The 22,208-nt window shown below is 69.8% G+C and carries 24 protein-coding genes and 1 pseudogene; 10 read left to right on the top strand and 15 right to left on the bottom strand.

Annotated elements, in window-relative coordinates; translation table 11 throughout:
- The first annotated feature begins 39 nt into the window (after nt 1-39).
- Nucleotides 40-777 carry an NADPH-dependent F420 reductase gene (locus tag ACOKM3_RS06835; RefSeq protein ID WP_426897960.1) on the top strand — a complete coding sequence of 246 codons (738 nt, stop codon included), beginning with the start codon at nt 40-42 and terminating at the stop codon, nt 775-777.
- Between the two features lie 206 nt (nt 778-983).
- On the opposite strand, the gene ACOKM3_RS06830 is transcribed toward ACOKM3_RS06835, so the two are convergent.
- Entirely contained in the window at nt 984-1,439 is a 456-nt protein-coding gene (locus ACOKM3_RS06830) for a hypothetical protein (RefSeq protein WP_426897958.1), read from the bottom strand.
- A 70-nt stretch (nt 1,440-1,509) separates the two neighbouring features.
- The gene (locus ACOKM3_RS06825; RefSeq protein WP_426897956.1) at nt 1,510-2,298 is read right to left on the bottom strand and encodes a helix-turn-helix transcriptional regulator; all 789 of its coding nucleotides are present in this window, start codon (nt 2,296-2,298) and stop codon (nt 1,510-1,512) included.
- An 807-nt stretch (nt 2,299-3,105) separates the two neighbouring features.
- Here ACOKM3_RS06825 and ACOKM3_RS06820 point away from each other — a divergent pair.
- The 3 genes from ACOKM3_RS06820 to ACOKM3_RS06810 all read left to right on the top strand — a co-directional run bounded on the left by ACOKM3_RS06820 (nt 3,106) and on the right by ACOKM3_RS06810 (nt 5,230).
- On the top strand, nt 3,106-3,777 hold the full coding sequence (locus tag ACOKM3_RS06820) for a hypothetical protein (RefSeq protein ID WP_426897954.1): 672 nt from the start codon (nt 3,106-3,108) through the stop codon (nt 3,775-3,777).
- Nucleotides 3,774-4,685, top strand: coding sequence for a transporter substrate-binding domain-containing protein (locus tag ACOKM3_RS06815; protein WP_426897952.1), 912 nt, complete (start codon nt 3,774-3,776; stop codon nt 4,683-4,685). Before ACOKM3_RS06820 ends, ACOKM3_RS06815 begins: the two co-directional genes overlap by 4 nt.
- A 311-nt stretch (nt 4,686-4,996) precedes the next feature.
- A complete protein-coding gene (locus ACOKM3_RS06810) occupies nt 4,997-5,230 on the top strand; it encodes a hypothetical protein (protein WP_426897950.1) in 234 nt (77 codons plus the stop codon).
- Between the two features lie 186 nt (nt 5,231-5,416).
- Here the strand turns inward: ACOKM3_RS06810 and ACOKM3_RS06805 are convergent, their stop codons facing one another.
- A complete protein-coding gene (locus tag ACOKM3_RS06805) occupies nt 5,417-6,091 on the bottom strand; it encodes a TetR/AcrR family transcriptional regulator (protein WP_426897948.1) in 675 nt (224 codons plus the stop codon).
- 189 nt (nt 6,092-6,280) lie between these two features.
- On the opposite strand from ACOKM3_RS06805, the gene ACOKM3_RS06800 reads away from it, so the two are divergent.
- Together ACOKM3_RS06800 and ACOKM3_RS06795 are read left to right on the top strand one after the other, a co-directional pair.
- Nucleotides 6,281-7,207, top strand: a complete 927-nt coding sequence (locus tag ACOKM3_RS06800) for an oxidoreductase (RefSeq protein ID WP_426897946.1) — start codon at nt 6,281-6,283, stop codon at nt 7,205-7,207.
- A gap of 210 nt (nt 7,208-7,417) precedes the next feature.
- On the top strand, nt 7,418-8,950 hold the full coding sequence (locus tag ACOKM3_RS06795) for a DHA2 family efflux MFS transporter permease subunit (protein ID WP_426897944.1): 1,533 nt from the start codon (nt 7,418-7,420) through the stop codon (nt 8,948-8,950).
- A gap of 36 nt (nt 8,951-8,986) precedes the next feature.
- Here ACOKM3_RS06795 and ACOKM3_RS06790 read toward each other — a convergent pair whose 3' ends face one another.
- Together ACOKM3_RS06790 and ACOKM3_RS06785 are read right to left on the bottom strand one after the other, a co-directional pair.
- Nucleotides 8,987-9,607 carry a DUF4333 domain-containing protein gene (locus ACOKM3_RS06790; RefSeq protein WP_426897942.1) on the bottom strand — a complete coding sequence of 207 codons (621 nt, stop codon included), beginning with the start codon at nt 9,605-9,607 and terminating at the stop codon, nt 8,987-8,989.
- Nucleotides 9,608-10,100: 493 nt separating this feature from the next.
- Nucleotides 10,101-11,189: a bile acid:sodium symporter family protein gene (locus tag ACOKM3_RS06785; protein WP_426897940.1), complete on the bottom strand. Its 1,089-nt coding sequence runs from the start codon at nt 11,187-11,189 to the stop codon at nt 10,101-10,103.
- Nucleotides 11,190-11,282: 93 nt separating this feature from the next.
- Between ACOKM3_RS06785 and ACOKM3_RS06780 the strand changes: the two genes are divergently transcribed.
- Complete coding sequence (locus tag ACOKM3_RS06780) at nt 11,283-12,149, top strand: COG4705 family protein (RefSeq protein ID WP_426897938.1); 867 nt, start codon at nt 11,283-11,285, stop codon at nt 12,147-12,149.
- On the opposite strand, the gene ACOKM3_RS06775 is transcribed toward ACOKM3_RS06780, so the two are convergent.
- Genes ACOKM3_RS06775 through ACOKM3_RS06755 form a run of 5 tightly spaced genes read right to left on the bottom strand, consistent with a single transcriptional unit; the run spans nt 12,124 to nt 16,138 of the window.
- Nucleotides 12,124-13,488, bottom strand: coding sequence for a sensor histidine kinase (locus tag ACOKM3_RS06775; RefSeq protein ID WP_426906721.1), 1,365 nt, complete (start codon nt 13,486-13,488; stop codon nt 12,124-12,126). The genes ACOKM3_RS06780 and ACOKM3_RS06775 overlap by 26 nt on opposite strands.
- Entirely contained in the window at nt 13,488-14,150 is a 663-nt protein-coding gene (locus tag ACOKM3_RS06770) for a response regulator transcription factor (protein ID WP_426897936.1), read from the bottom strand. Before ACOKM3_RS06770 ends, ACOKM3_RS06775 begins: the two co-directional genes overlap by 1 nt.
- A complete protein-coding gene (locus ACOKM3_RS06765) occupies nt 14,125-14,838 on the bottom strand; it encodes a phosphatase PAP2 family protein (RefSeq protein WP_426897934.1) in 714 nt (237 codons plus the stop codon). The genes ACOKM3_RS06770 and ACOKM3_RS06765 overlap by 26 nt, the downstream gene beginning before the upstream one ends.
- A complete protein-coding gene (locus ACOKM3_RS06760; protein WP_426897932.1) occupies nt 14,835-15,464 on the bottom strand; it encodes a phosphatase PAP2 family protein in 630 nt (209 codons plus the stop codon). Before ACOKM3_RS06760 ends, ACOKM3_RS06765 begins: the two co-directional genes overlap by 4 nt.
- On the bottom strand, nt 15,461-16,138 hold the full coding sequence (locus ACOKM3_RS06755) for a DedA family protein (protein WP_426897930.1): 678 nt from the start codon (nt 16,136-16,138) through the stop codon (nt 15,461-15,463). The genes ACOKM3_RS06760 and ACOKM3_RS06755 overlap by 4 nt, the downstream gene beginning before the upstream one ends.
- A gap of 123 nt (nt 16,139-16,261) precedes the next feature.
- Here ACOKM3_RS06755 and ACOKM3_RS06750 point away from each other — a divergent pair, with 123 nt between their 5' ends.
- Together ACOKM3_RS06750 and ACOKM3_RS06745 are read left to right on the top strand one after the other, a co-directional pair.
- The gene (locus tag ACOKM3_RS06750; protein ID WP_426897928.1) at nt 16,262-16,633 is read left to right on the top strand and encodes a BlaI/MecI/CopY family transcriptional regulator; all 372 of its coding nucleotides are present in this window, start codon (nt 16,262-16,264) and stop codon (nt 16,631-16,633) included.
- Nucleotides 16,630-17,571 (top strand): M56 family metallopeptidase, encoded by a 942-nt coding sequence (locus ACOKM3_RS06745; protein ID WP_426897926.1) that lies wholly within the window; start codon nt 16,630-16,632, stop codon nt 17,569-17,571. The genes ACOKM3_RS06750 and ACOKM3_RS06745 overlap by 4 nt, the downstream gene beginning before the upstream one ends.
- Nucleotides 17,572-17,740: 169 nt before the next feature.
- Here the strand turns inward: ACOKM3_RS06745 and ACOKM3_RS06740 are convergent, their stop codons facing one another.
- Nucleotides 17,741-18,100 carry a hypothetical protein gene (locus ACOKM3_RS06740; protein ID WP_426897924.1) on the bottom strand — a complete coding sequence of 120 codons (360 nt, stop codon included), beginning with the start codon at nt 18,098-18,100 and terminating at the stop codon, nt 17,741-17,743.
- A gap of 701 nt (nt 18,101-18,801) precedes the next feature.
- Between ACOKM3_RS06740 and ACOKM3_RS06735 the strand changes: the two genes are divergently transcribed.
- Nucleotides 18,802-19,137: a MerR family transcriptional regulator gene (locus tag ACOKM3_RS06735; RefSeq protein ID WP_426897922.1), complete on the top strand. Its 336-nt coding sequence runs from the start codon at nt 18,802-18,804 to the stop codon at nt 19,135-19,137.
- Between the two features lie 181 nt (nt 19,138-19,318).
- Here the strand turns inward: ACOKM3_RS06735 and ACOKM3_RS06730 are convergent, their stop codons facing one another.
- From ACOKM3_RS06730 to ACOKM3_RS06715, 4 genes and pseudogenes are all read right to left on the bottom strand, one after another.
- Nucleotides 19,319-19,627 carry an SCO5918 family protein gene (locus ACOKM3_RS06730; protein WP_426897920.1) on the bottom strand — a complete coding sequence of 103 codons (309 nt, stop codon included), beginning with the start codon at nt 19,625-19,627 and terminating at the stop codon, nt 19,319-19,321.
- A gap of 57 nt (nt 19,628-19,684) precedes the next feature.
- A pseudogene (locus ACOKM3_RS06725) lies at nt 19,685-19,972 on the bottom strand (CBS domain-containing protein); the annotation flags it as partial.
- Nucleotides 19,973-20,019: 47 nt separating this feature from the next.
- Nucleotides 20,020-21,501, bottom strand: a complete 1,482-nt coding sequence (locus ACOKM3_RS06720; protein ID WP_426897918.1) for a DEAD/DEAH box helicase — start codon at nt 21,499-21,501, stop codon at nt 20,020-20,022.
- Nucleotides 21,502-21,798: 297 nt separating this feature from the next.
- Nucleotides 21,799-22,002: a cold-shock protein gene (locus ACOKM3_RS06715; protein ID WP_426897916.1), complete on the bottom strand. Its 204-nt coding sequence runs from the start codon at nt 22,000-22,002 to the stop codon at nt 21,799-21,801.
- Nucleotides 22,003-22,208: the final 206 nt, after the last annotated feature.

Below are 22,208 nucleotides of genomic sequence, written 5' to 3'. Positions count from 1 at the left end.
ACCGTTGTTCGCCCATCGCACTCCAGGTGAGATGGATCTATGAAGACACCAACACTTGGCATCATCGGCACCGGCATGGTCGGCTCAGGCGTGGCCCGTCGCGCCGTCGCCGCCGGCCTCGATGTCATCCTGAGCAACACGCGCGGCCCGGAGTCACTGGGCGGTCTGGTCGCCGAGCTCGGCCCGAGGGCCCGGGCCGCCACCCCGGCCGACGCTGCGGGCGAGGCCGATCTCGTCCTGGCCGCGGTGCCGCTGAAGGCCCGTAAGAAGCTGCCGATCGCCGAACTTGTCGGCAAGACGGTGATCGACCCGATGAACTACGCGGTCTACCCCGGGGCAGAGATCGCGGAGCTCGACGGCAACGAGTTGACCTCCAGCGAACTGGTCCAGCGTGACCTGCCGGGCGCCCGCGTGGTGAAGGCGTTCCACAACATCGGCCCCAAGCAGCTTCAGTCGCTGGCCCGCCCGGACGGGGCTGTGGACCGTACCGGAATTCCCCTCTCGGGTGACGACCCGGCGGCGAAGAAGGAGGTGGCGGATCTGTTGGATCTTCTGGGATTCGACGTGGTGGACCTCGGTTCCCTGGCGGAGAGCTGGCGCAGCGAACCCAACACACCGCTGTACGCCATCGCCTACACCGGACAGCCGCCGACCGGCCTCAGCATCCCGGATGTGGTGGCCTGGTTCCAGAACGCTCCCGGGGTGCCGATCCCGGCTGCCCGGATCACGGAACTGGCCGCAACCACCACACGGGGACCTGCCGGCTTCCGGTTTTGAGCACCGCAAAACGAGACGGGGGCGACCCCCGTGAAGTGACGGTCGGGTCAGGCGGAAGGGTGCAGTCCTCGGTGAGATCGCCTCGCGCCATGACTGACGATCCATCAAGACCGGGCCTCGGCGTGCAGGTGATCCACCGAATCGCGATCCGAACTCCAGGCAGGACCTGGAACCCAAGCTGGAAGCGGCGGGGCTCGGTCACGCGATCAGCGGGGGCAGATGTACGTCGACGGAGTCGTGACCCAGTCGCCGGTTATGGTGCTGCTCAACCACCGCACGTAGACCTTCGCGCGGATGAGCTTTCGTGCCGAGGAACCGCACGAGTACGTGGTGGTGCGCGCGACGTCCTGGTCGTACTCCCAGTAGTTGCCCGGGACCTCCTGCTTGAGGAGGTGCCAGCCACCGTCCACGTAGTATTCGAGCCGCACCTCGGTGACCTGGACGTCGTAGTCGGTGCCGTTGGCGGTGTCGGTCACTCGGCCGTGCGCGTTGAAGACGCCGGTGGACGGCATTTCGATGTTGGCGCAGCGGACGACCGCATCGCCCTCGCAGTAGTGCGCGATCTGGGTGGCGGACGCCGGCGCGGCAGTCAGCATGGTCGTCCCGAGCGCGGTGCCGACGACGGCCATCAGAGCGCTCATGAACTTTCTGTGGTTTCGCATGGCAGGAGCTTGTCGGGCGCCGTCGGCGGAAGATTGCAGCATCCTGCAGCCGACGACGGTTGCGGTCGGGTCAGGCGGGGGTCCGGCTCAGGAGTTCGCGGAGCCGGACCCCCGCCACGAAGCGGGTCGGGGCGTCGAGGAGATCGAGGATCACGGCGACCTCCGTCCGGACCGTGCGCACGCTCAGTTCGAGTCGGCGGGCGATCTGTTCGTCCGACGAGCAGGTGAGCAGGAGTGCGACGACGCGGCGCTGGCGTTCGGTGAGGCCGTTGGCGGGTGGCTCCTCGGCGGCGCACGGGTACGTCGTCGCACGCACCGCGTCCCAGTAGTGGCGCGCGGCGGCCATGCACGCGGCGTCCCTCACGACGATGACGGTCGTCTGGTTGCGGATGGTGGGCCCCTCGAGGAGCACCTCGACCCCGTCGACGATCTTCATCTCCAATGGCCCGTATCCGAAGAAGTACACCTGTGGGTCCTCGCCGGACAGCACGAGCCGCGCCTCCGGGCTCAGAGCGTCGCGATGCCACACGCTGATCATCCGGAGGCCGGCGTTCATCGCGAACGTGTTGATCGGGAGGCTCACGGCGAGTCGCTCCACGGAGCCGCTGGGCTTGACGGAGTCGAGGGTGCGCCGGGCCGGGAGCTCGCGGCTGAGATTCTGGTTGATCTCCTCCCCGCCTCGTCCGAGGACACGTGCGGCGACCGGCTGCCCGCGTTCCATCGCCCGGACCACCCGCAGCCGTTCGGCCTCCAGGCGCGTCATCGCCTCCGTCACCCGCAGCCGCGCCGGTCCGGAGAACGGAACGGGAGCGGCGAACACCGAGAAGTCCTGTTCAGGCAGTGCGCGCTGGTCCACCATTCTCCCCCCGGTACACCCCGGCCTGTGGAGAAACGGCCGTCAACTAGGCCGGAATATTAGCGCCCCACCTACGAATTCACACGAAGTCACACCAGGTCGAGAACGCGTCCCGGGCTGGGTCCCACGGCGGTCGTCGACGGTGCCCCGTCGAGTGGCGTAAGCAGCCCGGCCTTGTGGGTCCGCATGTGCCCCTGCCGAATATCTCGTCCGAAGGGACGACTGCCCAGGTTCGGGCATGAGCCCTATGTCGGCGGCGATGGAGCACCTGCGCTACATGGCCGCACTCGCCAGACGGAAGTTCCTGCTGCTCCGGGCGGCGGTCGACTGTCTGCTGGGTGGGCTGCGCCACCAGGGACTTGCGCGTGGGTGCTCTCCTCGGACTCGACCGCGCCCGCATCACCGCCGCCCGGATGGACTGCTCGGCCGCCCGGGCCGGTCCGAACAGTTTTGGCTGCCGCGCCTTGCCCGATCACCGGCGAGTAATACGTCTTGCTGAACGTCTACCCCGCCACGACGGCGAACCTCTGCACCTGACCCGCCGCAACGTCTCCAACCTGCTGGTGATTAGGGGGAGTTGGATCATTGTGCCCGGGCTTCCCGTGAGTCGAGCTCTTCGCCGTTAACCCCGCCGGCCCCGCTGCGGTCTGTGTCATATTTGGTGCCCGGATACCGTTGAGTCGCGCAAGGGGGGCGGCGTGGGCAACAGAGCGCTGGTGTGGAAGGGGCTGGCGCGCGATGGCGAATGATCCGCCTCCGCAGCCAGAGCCGGATCTGCCAACTCGGTGGTGGGGCTTGTGCGTTGTCTTCGTGATCAGCGGTCTCACCATCGGGCTGCTGAGCATGGGCGCGAAGAGTTCAAACATCACCGGCGTACTTTCACTCGGCGTCTCGCTGCTTGCGTACGCGTTGCCTCAGGGTGTGGAAATACTGCGGCAGTATCTGCGAAGCCGTCGGGATCCAACCGCACCCACCCCGGATCCGGCCCCGGAGCCCGATCGCCCGGAACGCACCTGGACGCAGCGCGTTCGCGGGCGTCTCAGGCGTGTTGCCCCCCTCTCCCTGGCAGTCCTGGTGGGTGTCGGCGTGCCGATGGGCATCTGGTACGGACTCCACAAGCCGGATGCCAATGTGACCGACCAGGTTCGTGTCGTTTCCGGCAGCGAGATGCAGAACGGCAGCACAGCAACCCTGTCCGTTCCGAAGTATCCCGACCGGGACGCCTTGTCTCTCACGCTGACGATGACCAACTCCCGCGCCTTCGGCGACTGCGTGGTGCCGGCGACGCTTCGTGCCACTTCCTTCGTAGACGGCCGCGCTACTGGTTCGGCGACCGTTCGCCCGGGCAAGGAGACACGCCTGGCGATGGGGAAGGTCGAACGGCAGGCCCGCGTGACGCTGCTTCTGCGCGAACCGGACCGTTCTTGCAGTGTCGACCTCGGTGTGGCCGAGGCCGTGCTCTACAACAGGGGGATCTTGTGACGCTCAGCCGCTCCGCCTCTCGGAGGAAGACCCCAAAGTCTCTGACGTCGCTCACCGCGGCGTTGTTGTTGCTCTCGACGCTGACGGCGTGTAGCAGCAGCGGCGGCAGTGCTGACAACACGGGCGGCCGCACGGCCGCCCCCGCTCCGGACGCCACGTCTGTCGTGAGGCCGGGCGCGCGGGTCAATGTCGGCGTGCTGGGGGATCTGCCGGGCTGGAGTGAGCTCGACACCGGGTCGAACAAGCTGAGGGGCTTCCAGGCCGACCTGATGTACTGGCTCGAGGAGGAGTTGAAGATCGACGTTACGCCGGTCCAGGTTACCTTCGACCAACGCATCAACTACATGACGAATCACAAGGTCGACATCCTGCTCGCGAACGTCGCCATGAACGACGAGCGCCGTAAGTCCGTCGGCTTTGCGGGGCCGTACGTGTACAGCGACCAAGAAGTCATGACCACCAAGAGCGGGCCGAAGATCGACAAGTCTGCGGATCTGGGAGGTAAGGCCGTGTGCACCATGCGCGGAACCACCTCCCTGCAGCAGCTCAACGACCGCCTCGCCGTGAAAATGACCATCGCGGAACGCGACGGCCTTTCGCAGTGCGTCGACGACCTGAAGAAGGGAAAGGTGGACGCTGTCTTCACCGCCCAGGTCGACCTGCTCGGTTATGCCCAGGAGGACAAGGACCTTCGTCTGCAGAAGGTGCATGTGGGGGCGCAGGACCGCTTTGGTATCGCGACCCCCAAGGGTGACAAGGACTCTTGCGAGCGTCTGACCAGGGCTCTCAAGACCTTCATCGCAAGGGGCTATTGGGACCAGTTCTTTCGCGAGCACTTCCCGAACGAGAGCAGCAAGAGTATCTCCGCTCATAAGCCCACCCCGGACGACCTGGTCCCCTGTGAATGAGGGCCCTGCCTGTTGTCGCCGACTGGCGCTGCGGACCGGGCACATGCGGCAATCATCCGAAGCCGGCATTCGCGGTCCTGAATCCCGAGGTGATCTCGGGATTCGTCGCCAACTTCGGCAGTTGTGGCCCTGACTGCTTCAGGACGGTCGTTCCGACGTACCTTGAGCCGGGTGATCTGTGTGTGGGGGAGGGGCGAGGGCGGCGTGCAGTGGTGCTACAGATCGCAGCCATGTTCATCTGGGCGTCAGGATGATTCAGAAGAAGCGCCCGAGCGGGGTGTCTCCCCGATCCCTGTCGGCACGTTGGACCGATGGACGAGGCGAAGAGCGAGTCCGTGATCGGCTGCGGGCGGAAGTGGCCAGTATGCGCGAGCGGGACCCTGGTGGTCTCCGGGCTCGGCAGCGGGCGCTCGGAGAATCACGAGATGTGGTTCGGCCTCGACGAGGTCGACCGGTCTGCCCGGATCTCCACCGACTCGCTCCGCGGACTGGGCGAGGAGCCGCCCGACGCGCGGTGGACCTGGCGGAAGGACCCGCCGGCGTGAGCGGCCGGAGCGACGAACGCGATCGCGTCGGCCGCTTCCGCCTGCCGGTGATCCCGCCACCGATCACCCCCCGCCTCGGCCCCAGATTCGGGAGTAATGGCTCAACTCGTGGCCACCGCGCCCCAGTTGGGGTCCGTCTTCGAACAGGTCTCACCCACGGCGCCCACGGCCACTGCCCGGACGGGCTCACGCGGAGGCGCGGGCGATGGTGCCCGCGGTGAGCGTGGCCAGGGTGTCCTGCAGGGCCGTCGCGAAATCCAGCTTGAACGCGGTGAGCGAGGGGTCGGCTTCGTAGGCGGCGAGCATCGCCGGGGAGGGGCGTGCGTGTGTCCACACGGCGCCGACCGTCATGATCATGGCTGCGGTCAACTGCGGTGCGCCGTCGCCCAGTTCAGGAAGGTGTTGGCGGGCCAGCGCCGCGATGTCGGCGACGTTGGCCACGGCCGCGCGCTTATGGCGGGCGGCCACCTGCGGGGAAACATTGTGCTCCAGTACGCCGGCCTGTGCGCTCAACAGGCCGCACAGGACCGGGCGTTGGGCGAGGGAGCCCGCGATGACGGCGGCGAACTGCTCTGCACGCCGGCTCGCCGGAGCGTCCTGGTCGATGTCGGGGCGCGCAAGGGCAGGCAGGTCGGCCACCCACTGCCGCCAGGCGCGGTCGAGCAGCTCCAGCAGGATCGCCTCACGTGACTCGAAGTAGCGCAGCACATTGGACTTCGCCAGCCCGACGCGGCGGCTCAGCTCGTTCAGGCTGATCTCGCCGATGGGCATCTCCTCGAGCATGGCGGCGGTGGTGTCGAGGATGGCCTGGCGCCGCATCTCGCGCTGCTCCTCACTGCGCGCGCGCTGGAAGTTCGTCATGTCCTCAGGTTACAGACTGCCGGTCTTTTGACATCAGGCCGGTGGTCTTCTACGTTGGGGGAGCAGTCGAACAGACCGCCGGTCTGAAATGGGGGCAGGTCGCCGCGGCGCCGACGCCCACAGGGAGTTCATGGCCGCATGGCTGCATGGCCGAGCGCAGGATCAACGAATCCGAGGAGCGTGACAACGGTGAACCACTGGACTCCCGACGACATCCCCGATCAGACCGGCCGCACGGCGCTGATCACCGGCGGCAACAGCGGGATCGGACTCGGGACCGCCCGCGCGCTCGCCCGGCACGGGGCCCGCGTCATCCTGGCCGGCCGCAGCCGGACCAAGTTGGACCGGGCCGCGGAGGCTGTGCGTGCCGCGGCCCCCGGGGCCCGGACGGACACCCTCGTGCTCGACCTCTCCGACCTCGCCTCCGTCCGCGACGCGGCCACCCGGATCGCCGAGACCGAGACCGTCGACCTGCTCTTCAACAACGCCGGCGTGATGAACCTGCCCGAGCGGCGGACCACCCACGACGGCCTCGAGATGACGGTCGGCACCAATCACCTCGGCCACTTCGCCTTCGACGCCCAGGTCTGGCCCGCCGTGCGCCGCTCGTCCGCGCCGCGCGTGGTCACCGTCAGCGCCATCGCGGCGCGGTGGCCGATGGGCAGGCTGGACGACCTGATGAGCGAGAAGAGCTACCGCGCCATGGGTGCCTACGCCAAGTCCAAGCGCGCCAACATCGTCTACACCCTCGAACTCGCGCGCCGCACGGCAAGCAGCCCCGTCGAGGCGCTCGTCGTTCACCCGGGGTCGGCGATGACAGGTCTGCAGCAGCACGGAAACGGCACGCTGAGCCGCATGGTCACCCCAATCGCCGCGCGCCTGCTGATGGGCTCGGCCGAGGGTGCGGCCTGGCCCTCCCTGTACGCGGCGACCAGCGCGGACGTCCGGTCGGGCAGCTTCATCGGCCCCGCCGGACGGGACCAGACCTCCGGCACCCCCAAGCCCGCCAAGCTCCCCACGGGCGCCGACGACCCCGCGGAGGGCAGGCGGCTGTGGGCGGCGAGCGAGCGGCTCACGGGTGTCCCCTTCGACCTCGAGGCCGGGGCCGCGCTCTAGGGTCCGTCTTCATGGGTCGCCGGCCGTCACGCCGGGAATTCCGTGCTACGGCGGGTCGTTGGGGGTTGAGTGCGTGCTGTGTGTGCGCCGCTCTCCTGCCTGCGGTGAGCGCCCTGAGTGGTCCGGCCTGTCCGTGTGTGCCAAGTTCCTGGCCCGCGGCGTACGGCCCGGCCCATGACTTCGACCGACTCTTGCGAGGTACCGCCCCACATGAGCCAGCCAACCAACGTCGAGAGCGCGGACGCGCCCGGTGACAGCGGCAGTACGGCCGCCCCGTCTGCGGGCGGGACACCGACGCGCGCGGGCGTCCTCATCGCGGTGCTTGTCGCGTCCGCGTTCGTGATGATCCTCAACGAGACGATCCTGAGCGTCGCCCTGCGCGACCTCACCGTTGACCTGGGGGTCTCCACGACGACCGTGCAGTGGCTGACCAGCGGCTTCCTGCTGACGATGGCCGTGGTCATCCCGATCACCGGCTTCCTGCTCGAGCGCTTCTCCGCGCGCCAGATCTTCCTGGCCTCGCTGACGGCCTTCAGCACCGGCACCCTGATCAGCGCCCTCGCGCCCGGCTTCGGCGTGCTGCTGACCGGACGTGTGGTGCAGGCGTTCGGCACCGCTGTCATGATCCCGATGCTGATGACGACCGTGATGCGCCTGGTCCCCGCGGAGCGCCGCGGGGCGATGATGGGCACCATCACGATCGTCATCGCGGTGGCCCCGGCCATCGGCCCGACGGTGGGCGGCGCGGTGCTTTCGTCGCTGGGCTGGCGCTGGATGTTCTGGATCGTGCTGCCGCTGGCGCTGGCGGCATTGGTGATCGGCGCGATACGGCTGCGCCTGGACAGCGAGACGCGGAAGGTGCCGTTGGACGTGCTGTCGGTGGTGCTCTCCGCCATCGGCTTCGGCGGCGTCCTCTACGGCCTCGCCTCCATCGGCGAGTCCGGCGGCGGGGAGCACACCGTCGAGCCGTGGATGCCGATCGTCGCAGGCCTGCTGTCCCTCGCCGTGTTCGTCGTACGTCAACTGCGCCTGCAGCGCCAGGATCGCGCCCTGTTGGACCTGCGTCCGCTGGCCAACCCCACCTTCTCCGTTGCCCTGTTGCTGTCCGCGCTGCTGTTCATGTGCATGCTGGGCGCGGCCGCCATCCTGCTGCCGCTCTACCTTCAGACGGTCATGGGGACGACCACCTTCGTCAGCGGCCTCGCCGTCCTCCCCGGCGGCCTGCTCCTCGGTGTCCTCGGCCGCCCGGTGGGCCGGCTCTACGACCGCGTCGGCGCCCGCCCGTTGGTGATCCCGGGGGCGGCCGCGTTGGCGGCCTCGCTGTGGCTGTTCTCGCTGCTCGGCCCGGACTCTTCGCTGGTGGCGGTCATCGGCATGCACCTGCTGCTGATGGGTGGGCTCGGTCTGATGATGACGCCGTTGATGACGGCGTCCCTGAGCGCGCTGTCGGACCACCTGCACTCCCACGGCAGTGCGATCCTCGCGACGGTGCAGCAGGTCGCGGGTGCCTTCGGTACGGCAGTCTTCGTCACCGTGGCGTCCCGTGCGTCCGACGGGGCATCCGGCGCACCCGACGCGAGTGGCCTGAGCGCGGCGTTCGTCCTCGCGGGTGTCATCGGCCTGGTTGCGTTCGCGGCATCGCTGTTCTTCGGCCGTGGTGCGGGCTCCGTGCGGAGTTCCGCGACTGTCGCGGGGGCCGGAGCGCCCGATGCCGCCGAACGCCGACCGGAGTCGGCAGCGTAGGCGCGGTTCAGCATGGCCCAGGCGCGGTGGCCGGGGTCAGCCGGCCGCGCCGTCGTCGACCTTGAAGTCCATGTCGACCCGGCCGTTGACGACCGACTTGGCAGTGACCGTCACCCCGTACTGCTTGCCCTCCGACGCCAGCTGGCAGCGGACGACGGCACCCACCTTGGCCGGGAGGTCCTCGGGGCAGGAGAAGGCGTCGGGCTCCTTGCCGACCTGCGCCGTCAGGGCGGCCTTGCCCTGACGGGCCACCTCCGCCCTGCTCACCGACTGGCCGCCGGTGCCGGTGCTCGCCGCGTCGGTGGGCTCCGGAGCCGCGGAGTCGTCGGCGCCCGCGGCGTCGTCGACCTTGAAGTCCATGTTGACCTTGTCGCCGTCGACGGACTTCGCGGTGACCGTCATACCCAGCTTGTCGCCGCCGTCGGTGAGTTCGCAGCGGACGGTCGCGCCCACCTCGGCCTTGAGGTCGTCCTCGCAGGTGATGTCGTCGGGCTCCCGGCCGATCTGCTTGCCCAGGGCCGTCGATGCCTGCTTCGCGACCTCGTCCTTGCTCACATTCTTCGATCCCACGCTCGCCGAACAGCTCGCCGCGAACGCCACCGCCAACAGCGTCCCAACTGCTCTCATGGCGATCCGTCGCTTGGCCGACTGCTGCATGGGGGCTCCTCTTGCGTCAAAGGCTGTTCAGGTCAGGCTCCGGGACGCGCAAAGCAGCCCCCTTGGTTCCGGCCACAATCTTTGCCCACGATGTCTTCCCCATGGCCGTGACGTCGCTCATTGGCAACTGCCAGGCTCCGTTGGCCATTTGGGCCGGCGAAATCGGTGAAACAGGCGAAACACGTGATGCAGTCCAGGTCCGGTGCCGCCGGGGAGTTCGACCTGTATGCCTGTTTTCCCGCCCCGTCGGCTGTATGCCTCGAGGGGCGGCCCCCACTGGCACCGGCTCTACCGAAGCCACCGACGTATCGCTACGAGCATTGACCGCACGAGTTCCAGTCCGGGCCCATCGTGATCGAGCCCGGGACTGTGTTCCAGTGGTCTGACGGGGCTCCGCAGGTCGCCTTCTGTGTCGGCCCGCCGCCACGGCTCGCACGCGCCCCGGCTCCGTCCGCGGTGGCGAGACGCATCACTGACGCCGCGTCAATTGTATTTACGTGCGGCCAGTTGGCCGGAGGCCCCTCCGGCCGGGCCCGCCAGGGTGGGTACCGGTCGGGACGCGTAGCCGTACCACCCGGTTCGCGGCCGTCTTCTGGAGCAGTCCGTAGGCCAGGACCGGCAGGAGCAGATGCGGCTTGTCGGGTAGGGCCGTGGTCAACAGGACCGCGCTGGCGCTGCTGTTGTTCATTCCGCAGGCGAGGGTGAGTGAGGAGGCCTGCGGCGCGTCGAGTCGCAGGGCGCGGGCGGTGAGACGGCCGAGCAGGAACGAGAACGCACAGACCAGTGCGGCAACCGTCACGGACGCAACGAACAGCAGGGGGCGAGGGCGGCGGAGAAACGAGCCGAGCGCGCCGCTGGCGTTGACGTAGGTCAGGAGCAGCGAACCCATCAGGGCGGCGGGGGCGACGGCGGCCGAGACCCGCTCGGCCCAGCGGCGGGAGAGCAGCAGGCGGATCGCGCACCCGGCCGCGCACGGCAGTACGACGGCGGTGAGCGCAAACCCGCTGTGCAGGCTCCGCCCGGCCGAGGTGAGGGTGTTCGCGTAACCGCCGCCGAGCAGCGGTGCCAGCACCGACACGGTCAGTGGAATCGTCAGCGGACTGAGCAGCGTGGAGGCCAGGACCAGTCCCACCATGGTCGGTTGGTCGCCCTGGCCCTTGCCGGTCCACACCGTCGCTCCCGCCGCGACCGGCATGGCCACGATCAGGATCATCGCGGTGACCAGGCCGCTGCCGCCGTCGGTGTCGGGGGAGCGGTGCAGGAGGAACGCGACGAGCGGGATGATCAGCAACGGGATCGTCAGGTGCAGCGCGAGCCCGGCCAGCAGGATGCCCGGCCGGCGCAGGAGGCGCCCCAACTCCCGTAAGGGGACCTGGAGTCCGGCCGAGAAGAGCACCAGGGCGAGGAGCCGGCCGGTGACGTTCACGGACAGCGGCCGGCCCGCAGGGAACGGGAGAGAGTGCGGATGGCGCAGCCACACCCCGGGGTCGGGCAGGAGCAGTGCGGCGAGATAGGCGGCGGTGACGGCCCACCCGAGGTGTCGGCGGAGCAGGGTGACGGCCCGCTCGCTACGGGAGTTCATGATGTTCATGCTGTGCGTGCTGGGACCGGGGCGCGGGGTGAACCACGCGGCAGTCAGGATGTGTTCAGGTTCCCGGTGACAGCGTCGGGCCCCATGACATCCGAAATCTCCGACACCTCGTCCGCCACAGGCGCGGCTGAGCGGGCGACCCACCGCCCTCCGCGCTGGAACAAGGTCCCCGAAGTCACCGTCTACTTCTGGGTCATCAAAGTGCTGTGCACGACGGTCGGCGAGACCGCCGCCGACCTCCTCAACGAGAAGCTGGGGCTCGGCCTGACCGGCGTCTCGCTGCTCATGGGCACCCTGTTGGCGGTCGTGCTCGTCGTCCAGTTCCGTGCGAACGCCTACCGTGCGGGCGTCTACTGGACGGCGGTCGCCTTGATCAGCATCGTCGGCACGCTCGTCAGCGACAACCTCACCGACAACTTCGGGGTGCCGCTGGAGACGAGCACCACCGTGTTCGCCCTGTGCCTCGCCGTCGTCTTCGTGCTCTGGTTCCGCAGCGAGCGGACCCTGTCCATCCACAGCGTCGACACGCCCCGCCGTGAGTGCTTCTACTGGCTCGCCGTGCTGTTCACCTTCGCGCTGGGCACGGCGGCCGGGGATCTGATCGCGGAGCGGATGGCCGTGGGGTACTGGCTTTCCGCGGTGCTGTTCGCGCTGGCGATCGCGGCCGTCGCCGTGGCGCACTTCGCGTTCGGGATGAATGCGGTGTGGAGCTTCTGGACCGCCTACGTACTGACCCGCCCGCTGGGCGCATCGGCGGGGGACTACCTCTCCCAGCCGGCCGGGGACGGTGGCCTCGGGTTCGGCACGGTGGTCACCAGCGTGCTGTTCCTGGCGGTGATCCTCGCCCTGGTCGTGTTCCTGGCCCTCACCCGAAAGGACATCACCGAGCGGGAGCGACGGGCCCACCGCGCCGGGGTGCCGTCGGTCACGCGGGAGGCAGGCGGACGGTGAACCGGGTGCCCGGGGTGTGCTGCTCGTCGTAGTGCACCTCGCCGCCCACCGAGCGGGCCAGGCGCCGCGCCAGCGGCAGGCCGAGGCCCGCTCCGTCGTGTCCGTCGCCGGGGGTAGCGCGCCGGCCGGGAACGAAGAGCTGCGCGGCGAAGTCCGGCGGTACGCCGGGGCCGTCGTCGGTGACGTCGACGAGTACGCCGTCGGCGTCGGACCGGGCTCGTACGCAGACGCAGGAGCGGGCGTGGCGCAGGGAGTTGGTGAGCAGCGGGCCGACGATGCGTTCGAGCAGGGCGCTGCCCACGCCGGCCTGAAGGTCCGAGTCCTGGCCGACGACGGTGACGGTGAGCGACAGATGGCGGGGCAGGTCGATCTGCTCGACGGCCCGGTGCAGCGCGGGCAGCATGAGCGTGGTGCCGGGCGTGGTGGGGACGCCCGCGCGGGCGTCGAGGAGCAGGGTGTCGCAGATGGTGTGCATGGATGCGGCGGCGGTCGCGATCGTGGTGTGGGTGGCGCGGGTGTCTGCGGAGGTGCGGGGGCGGGCCTGCCACCAGTCGAGCTCGGCGATGATCCGGCTGAGCGGCGTGCGCAGTTCGTGCGAGAGCTCGGCGGTGAGCTGTCGTTCGTGGCGCAGCAGCGTGCGGATGCGATCGAGTAGCGCGTCCAACGATGCACCCAGACGGGCGAGTTCGGCGGGCAGTTCGCCTGCGCCGAAGCGTTCCCCGGACGCGACGGCGCCCCACTGGGTCGCTTGGTCGGTCATCGCGCGGACCGGACGCAGGGCGCGACCGACGGCCAGCCGGGTCAGGGTGTAGGTGCAGGCGAGCATCGCGGCGTCCATCGCGAGGGAGCCGAACAGCAGGGTGTCAGCCGAGCTTTGGTAGGGCGTCAGGTCGAGCGCCGTGACGACGGTGGCGCCTGCCCCTCGGCCCGGAAGGTGCAGCGCGCACAGGCGCACCGGCCGTGGCCCGCCGGTGGTGGCGCAGCGTCGTCCGTCGGTGGCGGCCAGGGTGAGCGCCGCGCGGTCGAGCGGACCGCCCGTCGCGGCGTTCGGCGGCCGCTCGACCGGCCGACTGCCGCCGTAGATCCATACGTTGCTGTCGAGGAGGTCGTCGTGGGTACCTTCGTGGACCCGTACGATGGCCCGGCTCGTGTCGACGGTGGTGGCGACGGCCGCGGCCCGGGCGTGCAGTTCGTCGTCCGCCTGGCGCTGAAGGTGCTGCCGGGCCACCGCGTTGAAGCCGACCGTGAGGACCGTGATCAGGAGTGCGGCGCTGGTGAACGCCGCCAGGGACAGTCGTCCGCGCAGGGTGCGGGGTGCGAGGCGGGCGAGGGGTGCGATCACGACAGGCGGTGGCCGATGCCGCGTGCCGTGTCGATGGTGCGCGTGCTGCCGGCCTCGCGCAGCTTGCGGCGCAGGCGGGTCAGGTACTGGTCGAGCGTGTTGTCGTTGACGCGTGCGCCTCCCGGCCAGCCGGCCCTGACCAGATCGCGTCGCCGCACCATGTCTCCGGATGCCGTCATCAGCGCGGCGAGGAGCCGGAACTCCGTGGGGGTGAGGGCGAGTTCGGTGTCTCCGACGGTGCATCGGTATCGCACGGCGTCGAGGGTCAGGTCGCCGGCGGTGGAGGGCCGCGCGGGGCCGGACCGCTTCAGCGTCGCGCGCAGCCGTGCGACGAGTTCGACGAGGTGGAACGGCTTCGGCAGATAGTCGTCGCCGCCCGCCGAGAACCCGGAGAGCCGGTCGGTCAGCTGATGGCGGGCCGTCAGGAAGACGACAGGGAAGGCCAGTCCGTTCGCGCGCAGGGCCTGGCACACATCGCGGCCGTCCGCGTCGGGCAGTCCGACGTCGAGCACGGCGGCGGCGACGTTGTCGGACGCGAGCCGCAGTGCGGTGGCGCCGTCCACGGCGGGCATCGGGTCGAAGTCCTCCTCGCGCAGCCCGCGTAGCAGTACGTCACGCAGTGCGTGATCATCCTCAACGACCAGGATCTTGTGGCGCACGGTGGCCCTTCCCCGACTCGATCGGCATCTGTGGCGTACGGGGGATGAACCGCTCGGGCAGCCACCAGGATGCGGCGCACAGGCACGATCCACCCCAGCCGACGGCGAACAGCCAGCCACCGAGGACGTCGGTGCACCAGTGGACACCGAGCACGCTCCGGCTCAGTCCGACCGTGATCCCCCAGAGCAGGATCACGGCGGTCAGCGGATTCCGTCCGTGCGGAGCCCGGATGCGTACGGCGAGAATGATGAGGCCCGCGGTGAGGGCGGCCGTGGTGGAGTGCCCGGAGGGGAACGACCAGCCGGAGGCGTGTGTCGCCCAGTCGGCCTGCGGCGGGCGCTGCCGCTGGACGATGACCATCGCGCCGTAGCGCAGGGCCTGGCCGGCGGTGAGGCACAGCAGGCCCAGCGCGGCAGCGGCCAGCCGCTGCCGCGCCGTGTGCCCCACGAGGGCTCCCGCCAGTACGACCAGGGCGTAGGGGAAGGGGCCTGTGCCGGTGGCGGTCACGCCCCGGGCAAAGGCCAGCAGTTCGGCGGGCCGGTGCCCGAGCGCCCACGCCCACACCTGGTGGTCCGGCGTCGGCGGGGTGTCGGGCCGGCCGATCGCGATCATGCCGAGGAGCCCGAAGGCGGCCCACGCGCCGAGGCTGACACTGCCCGCCAGGTCCGCCGTGTCCCGGCGGTTCATGACCCGGCGAGCAGGAGCGGGCGCAGCCGTGACGCGGCGAGCCGCCGGGCCACGGACGTCGGCCGGCTCCGGAGCACGGTCAGGCCCACCAGTGCGGTCAGGGCGCCGACGGCGATCCCCGCCGCCACGTCGTGCGGGTAGTGCGCCCCCACCCACACCCGGGACGCGGCCATGGCCAAGGCGGCGACGACCGCGACGACGCCGAGCCGGCGCGAGACGAACCACAGGGCGACGGCGGCCGCCGCGGCGAGCGCGGCGTGATTGCTGGGAAAGGACCAGTCGCCCGGTGCCGGGCACGCCTCCAGGGTCGCCAGGTGCAGGCTGCGGCAGGGGCGCACCTCGCGCACCACCGACTTCACGAGGGTGTCCACGGCGAAGGCGGCGAGCACCAGGACCGGCGCTGCGAGTGCCGTCAGCGCGGCCTCGGGTCCCACCCGCCGGGCCCGCCACCAGGCCCACACCATGAGCACGGCGAACAGCAGGAGCCCGTACGTCGACCACAGGGCGACGGTGGAATCGAGCCAGCCGGGCGCGCGCCCGGCGAGGCGCACCACATCGCTGTAGGCGGCCCCGTCGACCGATGCCCCGTCGAAGGCCGCGAGCGGCCCGTCGTACGCCGCGATCATCCCCGTGCCTCCGTCGCCTTGTGCGCCCGCGCGGCCCGGCGCGAGCGGTACAGCTCGGCGGCGAGCGGCAGCAGCGAGACCACCACGATCAGTGCGACCAGCGGCAGCAGATAGTGGTCCACGTTCGGGACGGACGAGCCGAGGGCGTACCCGGCGAGCGTCAGCCCCACGGACCAGATGACACCACCGATGACCTGCCACAGCGTGAACGTGCGCAGCGGCACCCGCAGGGCGCCCGCCATCGGGTTGAGCACGGTGCGCACCACCGGCACGAATCGGGCCAGGACCACCGCCTTGCCGTACCCGTACCGGCCGAGGAGTTCCTCGGCCCGTCGGGCGCCCTCGTGCAGTCGCTTCGAGTGGCTGCGGTCGAGCAGGGCTCCGCCGCCCTTGCGCCCGAGCAGATAGCCCACCTGCGCTCCCGCGAGCGCGCCGACGGCGGCCGCGGCCAGCAGTGGAACCAGTGGCAGGCGCAGCCCGCCGTGGTCGCCGCCGGAGCTGAGCAGGCCGGCGGTGAACAGCAGCGAGTCACCGGGCAGGAAGAACCCGATCAGCAGGCCGGTCTCCGCGAAGAGCACGGCCGCCACCCCGAGCACGCCGAAGGAGGCTAGCAGTGAATGGGGGTCCAGCACATTGACGGCGAGCTGCGACGATAGAGGGAAGGCAGGGGGCATCGCTGTGAGCCCTCGCAATCTGGTCGTGGCCGGCCGGAGGCGGCGCAGCGGCATCCGGCGACCGACTACAATCCTGTAGACGGTCTACTCGACTGTAGACGATGGTGGGGTGAGGGCGGTTCCATGACCGACAGCAATGACGAACGCCGACCCGCGGGCGAACTGGAGGCCGCGGTCATGTCCGCCCTGTGGGCGGCCGACGGCCCGCTCACTCCGGGCCAGGTGCAGGCCGACCTCGCGCGGGGCCTGGCCCGGACCACCGTGACGACGATCCTCACCCGGCTGTTCGAGAAGGGGATCGTCGGGCGCGAGCGCCAGGGGCGCGGCTTCGCCTACTTCCCGGTGCAGGACGCACCGGGTCTGACCGCGCGGCGCATGCACACCGAACTCGACCGGGACCACGACCGGGAATCGGTACTGGCCCGCTTCGTGGACCAACTCGCCCCGGAGGACGAGCAGTTGCTGCGTCAGCTCCTCGAAGGTGGCGACACGTGAGCCCGCTGCTCCTGATGTTGCTGCCGCTCCTGCTGCCGTTCGCGGCGCGGCCGCTGGCCCGGCACGCCCTGGAGCGTCTGGCCCCGGCGCCGGCCCTGTACGTGCTCACCGCGACCGCCCTCGTACTGGCGGCGGCATCGGTCATGTCCCTGGGCACCGTCGTGTTCACCGGGCTGCTCACCCTCCCCGTCCTGGCCCCGCTCGCCGAACTCATCCACCCGCTGCGTGTCCCCTCCGGCCTGATCGTTCTGCCCATGGCCGCGGCGGCCATGGGCGCCCTCGCCATCAGCGCCTGGACCCTGACCCGCTGGACCGTCCGCCAACTGCGGGCCCTGCGCTCGGCGACCCGCCAGGCCGACCACCGCCCCACCGTCGGCGACCTGTGCGTCATCGATTCGCCGGACGCCGACGCGTACGCCCTGCCGGGCCGCCCGAACCGGGTCGTCGTCACGACCGCGATGCTGCGCAGCCTGGACGCCGCGGAACGCGAGGCCCTGCTGGCCCACGAACGCGCCCACAACCAGGGCCGCCACCACTACGTCCTCGCCGCCGCCGAACTCGCCGCCCACTGCCACCCCGCCCTGCGCACGATCCGCACCGCCATCCGCCTCGCGGTCGAGCGCGCCGCCGACGAATCCGCCGCCCGGGCCACCGGCGACCGGCGCCTCACCGCCCGCGCCGTCGCCCGTGCGGCGCTCGCCGGCCACTCCGCCGGATCTCCGCGCGGCACACGCCCGGACTTCGCCCCGGCGGCCACCACAGGACCGGTACCCCAGCGGGTCGCCGCCCTGCTCGCCCCCGCACCGAGGCGGCGCGCGGCACGGTGGATCGTCCTTCCCCTCGCCTGTTGCGCCGCCCTGTCCCTCGCCGCGGGTGCCGCCGGACTGGTCGCCGTCCACCATCGCGTGGAGGTGGCCCAGGGGGAGGAGTCCGGCTGACAGTGCCAAGTCGCGGGAATGACAGCCCTGTTGGGCCGGGAGTTGCTCCGCTGATCCCCCAGCAAGATGACCGAGCCGTTCCGCCGCGGCGGTCGGGCCAAGTGGCCGGCGGTCTGCATCGTCCGTGCCCTGGGCTCGGTCGAGCGCGCTTTACCGGTGCTCTGGTCGCTCAGTGGTCGGAATAGCTGAAGTCGCCCACCGTCCAGGCGTTGACGTCCTCAATCGCGACGCGGTACATCCCGCCGGTTTCCGGGATCCCCACCGTGCCCTGCAGGATCCGGGCGACGTGGAAGTGTAGATGCGTGGGCGGCCCGCTCTTCTCCGCAGCGGTATCGAAGATGGCGGAGAACTCACCCAGGTCGGTGGAGTCCGTCAGGACCTCCTCGACACGCCGGCGCCACACTTTTTCGGGAGCCAGTCGACCGGTGATGACAGCGCCACCGGTCACGACGGTCAGGGACATCTGATTGCTCTGCCCGGACTCCACCAGGGCGGCGATGGCAACGAGCAGCTCATCATGCTTCGACATGGGCGAGATTGTATTCGCCGACGCTCCGGCCGCTTCAACGGTGGTGCCACCCGGCGAGACGCGCGCTCACGGTCTTGCCGCCGGAGGCCAGGCGATGAACGCCTCGCTCCCACCTGCCGTCACCGTTCGAGGTCGATTTCCTCACTGGCGAACATGCAGAAATCTATCCCGGCCGGAGTAGACATTGGGTGGTGGTGTGGTTATGGTTTCTCTCGTAGCCGAGATCGAGCAAGCCCGGCAGAGATGAACTGCCGGGCAGTAGTACCCGCATGTGAAGTTCGCAGGACGGTGCGGTGGTGGAGTTTCGAAGCCAGGGCTTTTGCAGGACGGCGACGGGACTGACGACCGGACCGGGTGGCCCGCAGTGATCAGGGGCCGCCACCAGCAGTACGCATCACCAGCAGCACCGGCAGTACCAGCAGTAAGTAAGTGATTGATCCCAGAGGAAGAAACGGAGGAGCCGAGCGCCATCAGGATCGCCCGGGCGGACGTCTTGAGCCCGGGTACCGCAGGACATCGATAGTGAGGTGGTCTCCGGTCAAGCAACCGCGATCCCCGCATCCCCGACATCTTCCAGGTCGGGTCTGCGGACACAGAAGGCCGGCGCAGTATCAGGGCCGGCAGATGGTGTAGCAGTTCCTTCGGGGCCCGGGTGCCGTTCGGCACCCGGGCCCCTCGACGCGTTTTACAGAGAGGTGCAAGTGACAGCAGACGATTCGTTCGGACGTCTTGATGACGACGACTACCCCGCCTACACCATGGGCCGGGCCACCGAGATACTCGGCACCACCCAGGGCTTTCTCCGCGCCATCGGCGAGGCCCGCCTGATCACCCCGCTGCGTTCCGAGGGCGGCCACCGGCGCTACTCCCGCTACCAGCTGCGCATCGCCGCACGCGCCCGGGAACTCGTCGACCAGGGCACCCCCATCGAGGCCGCCTGCCGCATCATCATCCTCGAGGACCAACTCGAAGAGGCCCAGCGCATCAACGCCGAATACCGCGCCGCCGCATCAGGCGACAAGATGGCCGGGGCTTGAGAGGGCCGGGACCTGCAACTCTCGGCGGGAACTTCGCGGTTACGGCCCCCGCATGTTGCTTGGGACGCGCCGCCTGGGTGCGGCGTCCCCGGGGATATCGCCTGCAGAGACTTTCGTCCGTCGAGAGTGACCGACGCTGTGCCAGTCCAGGCACATGACAGGCTCGCGCCTGCCCCGCCGATCAGGCGGGCGCGGGGGCGCCCAGCATGACGGAAGCCCGCTGGAGCGGGCTGATGCCGAGTGTGGGCGCGGCCGCGGGCCGAGTCCGGCAGGTGAAGCCCAGCCGGGCCATGGCGCGGAGGACTTCGCCCGCGCTGAAATCACGGCGGTCCTGGCGGGTGATGACCTGGCCGACCTGTTTGACGGGGTAGTGGCGGCGCCCGATGATCACGGACTCACCGGTGACCGGCTCGGGCTTGACGCCCTTCATCGTTTCCAGCACTCCGCTCTTGGTCAGGTCGAACGGGAAGCGGGCGATGACACAGCGCATGAGACCTCACAGGAAGAAGGACGATCGTGGTGAGCCGGTTCAGCGGGCGAGGGCGAGGCCGCCGTCGCCGAGGTCGCGCAGGCGGATCCGATCCGTGTACGCGGAGCCGTCACGGACAGCCGTGAGCCTTGCCCGGGTGACCAGTCCGGTGCGTCGGCCGTCCTGGTCGCAGACGAGCAGGTGCCCGACGCGGGCGCCGGCCATCACGGACAGGGCGACCTCGACCGTCATGTCGTCCCAGACCCGCGGCCCGGCATCCTCAACGGGGTGGGCAACGGTGTCCGCCGAGGGCCCGCGCACGGGGGCGCTACGCATCGGGCGGGACTGCATCTGTACCAGTGTCAAAAGGTGCCTCCGGCAAAGGTTGGCCAGTGTTCTGATCACGAAGGTCTCTAGGCCGCCGCGTCGGCAGCAATCCGCTGGGGCGCGGAGGTGCGTCGTGCCGCGGAAGCGGGGCGGCGACGGCCGCGGGAGGCGGTGCCGCGCTTGGGGCGTTCGGTGACCGGCGCGGTGATGACGACCGGGATGCCCGACGGGGCCTGAGCGCCGGTGATGCGGTGCAGTTCCTGCTCGCCGGAGCGGACCTGGGTGATCTGCGGGCGGATCCCGGCGTCCGACATGAGGCGGATCATGCCGCGGCGCTGATTGGGGGTGACCAGGGTGACGACGCTGCCGGACTCGCCGGCACGGGCGGTGCGGCCGCCGCGGTGCAGGTAGTCCTTGTGGTCGGTCGGCGGGTCGACGTTGACGACGAGGTCGAGGTTGTCGACGTGGATGCCGCGGGCGGCGACGTTGGTGGCGACGAGCACGGTGACGTGTCCGGTCTTGAACTGCGTCAGGGTGCGGGTGCGCTGGGGCTGCGACTTGCCGCCGTGCAGCGCGGCGACCCGTACGCCGCTGTTGAGCAGGTCCTGGGTCAGCCGGTCGACGGCGTGCTTGGTGTCGAGGAACATGATCACGCGGCCGTCGCGGGCGGCGATCTCGGTGGTGGCCGTGTGCTTGTCGGCGCCGTGGACGTGCAGGACGTGGTGCTCCATCGTCGTGACGGCGCCGGCCGAGGGATCCACCGAGTGCACGACCGGGTCGCTCAGGTAGCGGCGCACCAACAGGTCGACGTTGCGGTCCAGCGTCGCGGAGAACAGCATCCGCTGCCCCTCCGGGCGTACTTGGTCGAGCAGCGCGGTGACCTGCGGCATGAATCCCATGTCGGCCATCTGGTCGGCCTCGTCCAACACCGTGATGCCCACCTGGTTCAGGCGGCAGTCGCCCCGGTCGATGAGGTCCTTGAGCCGGCCCGGGGTCGCGACGACGACCTCGGCCCCACCGCGCAGCGCGCCGGCCTGTCTGCCGATCGACATGCCGCCCACGACCGTGGTCAGGCGAAGCCTGACAGCGCGGGCGTACGGAGTGAGTGCGTCGGTCACCTGCTGGGCGAGTTCGCGGGTGGGGACCAGGATCAGTCCCAGCGGCCGGCGGGGTTCGGCGCGCTGTCCGGCGGTGCGGGCGAGCAGGGCGAGGCCGAAGGCAAGGGTCTTGCCGGAGCCGGTGCGCCCGCGGCCCAGGACGTCACGGCCCGCGAGGGAGTTCGGCAGCGTCGCGCCCTGGATCGGGAACGGCACGCTCACGCCCTGTCTGCCGAGTTCGGCCAGCAGCTGCTCGGGCAGGCCGAGTTCGGCGAAGCCTTCCACGGCGGGCAGAGCCGGGGTGACCGTCTTGGGGAGCGCGAACTCACCCTGCACGGCGGCGGGCCGGCGGCTGTAACCACCGGACCGGGCCGGCCGACCGGACCTGCTCCGGTTTCCGGCACCGGAATTGGCGCCGCCACCGCCGTTACCGGTGCGGGCGAATCGGTCGTTTGTACGTGTGCGGTTCATGCGGAACCTTCCTTGATGCGGTGCATATCAAGGAATTCTTCCCGCGATGAGCGGCACAGAGAATCACAAGAAATGAACCGACAGTAAAAGCGAAAGCGGATCTGGCCGACTGATAATTCATGCGGGCGCAGGCGCTGAAAATGAGCGACGCGAAGAGGGGGCTCGCCCGGAGCGTCGACTGCAGATGTGGTCGGATTTCATCCGAATCGCCCGCAGGTCGAATCACTGCGGGAAATGCCTGCAGCTGGGGCCCGCACCCCGAAGGATGCGGGCCCCAGCTGCAAGTGTGCGTTCGCGTCAGGCGGGAACGATGTTCTCGGCCATCGGGCCCTTCTGGCCCTGCGCGATGTCGAAGTTCACCTTCTGGCCTTCGAGCAGCTCACGGAAGCCCTGGGCGGCAATGTTCGAGTAGTGGGCGAAGACGTCAGCGCCGCCACCCTCCTGCTCGATGAAGCCGAAACCCTTTTCCGCGTTGAACCACTTCACGGTGCCAGTAGTCATGTCAATCTCCTTTGGGGCAGTACAACGGATATCCGCACTGTGCGGACACCGTGTCGCCGCGATGATTACCCCGCCCGGAAATGACCGGTAATACAAAAGTGCCCCCACCGCAGTATGCGGCCAGGAGCACTTGAAGTTTTCGGGAACCACAACTGCAACTGAGATGACAGTAGCATGCCGTAGCGGCCCGTGGGCACGGAATAATC

Source organism: Streptomyces nidicola (genome assembly GCF_050106155.1).
Classification (GTDB): Bacteria; Actinomycetota; Actinomycetes; order Streptomycetales; family Streptomycetaceae; genus Streptomyces.
Note: the sequence above shows the minus strand (reverse complement) of the source record. Positions and strands in the feature narration are given on the sequence as shown.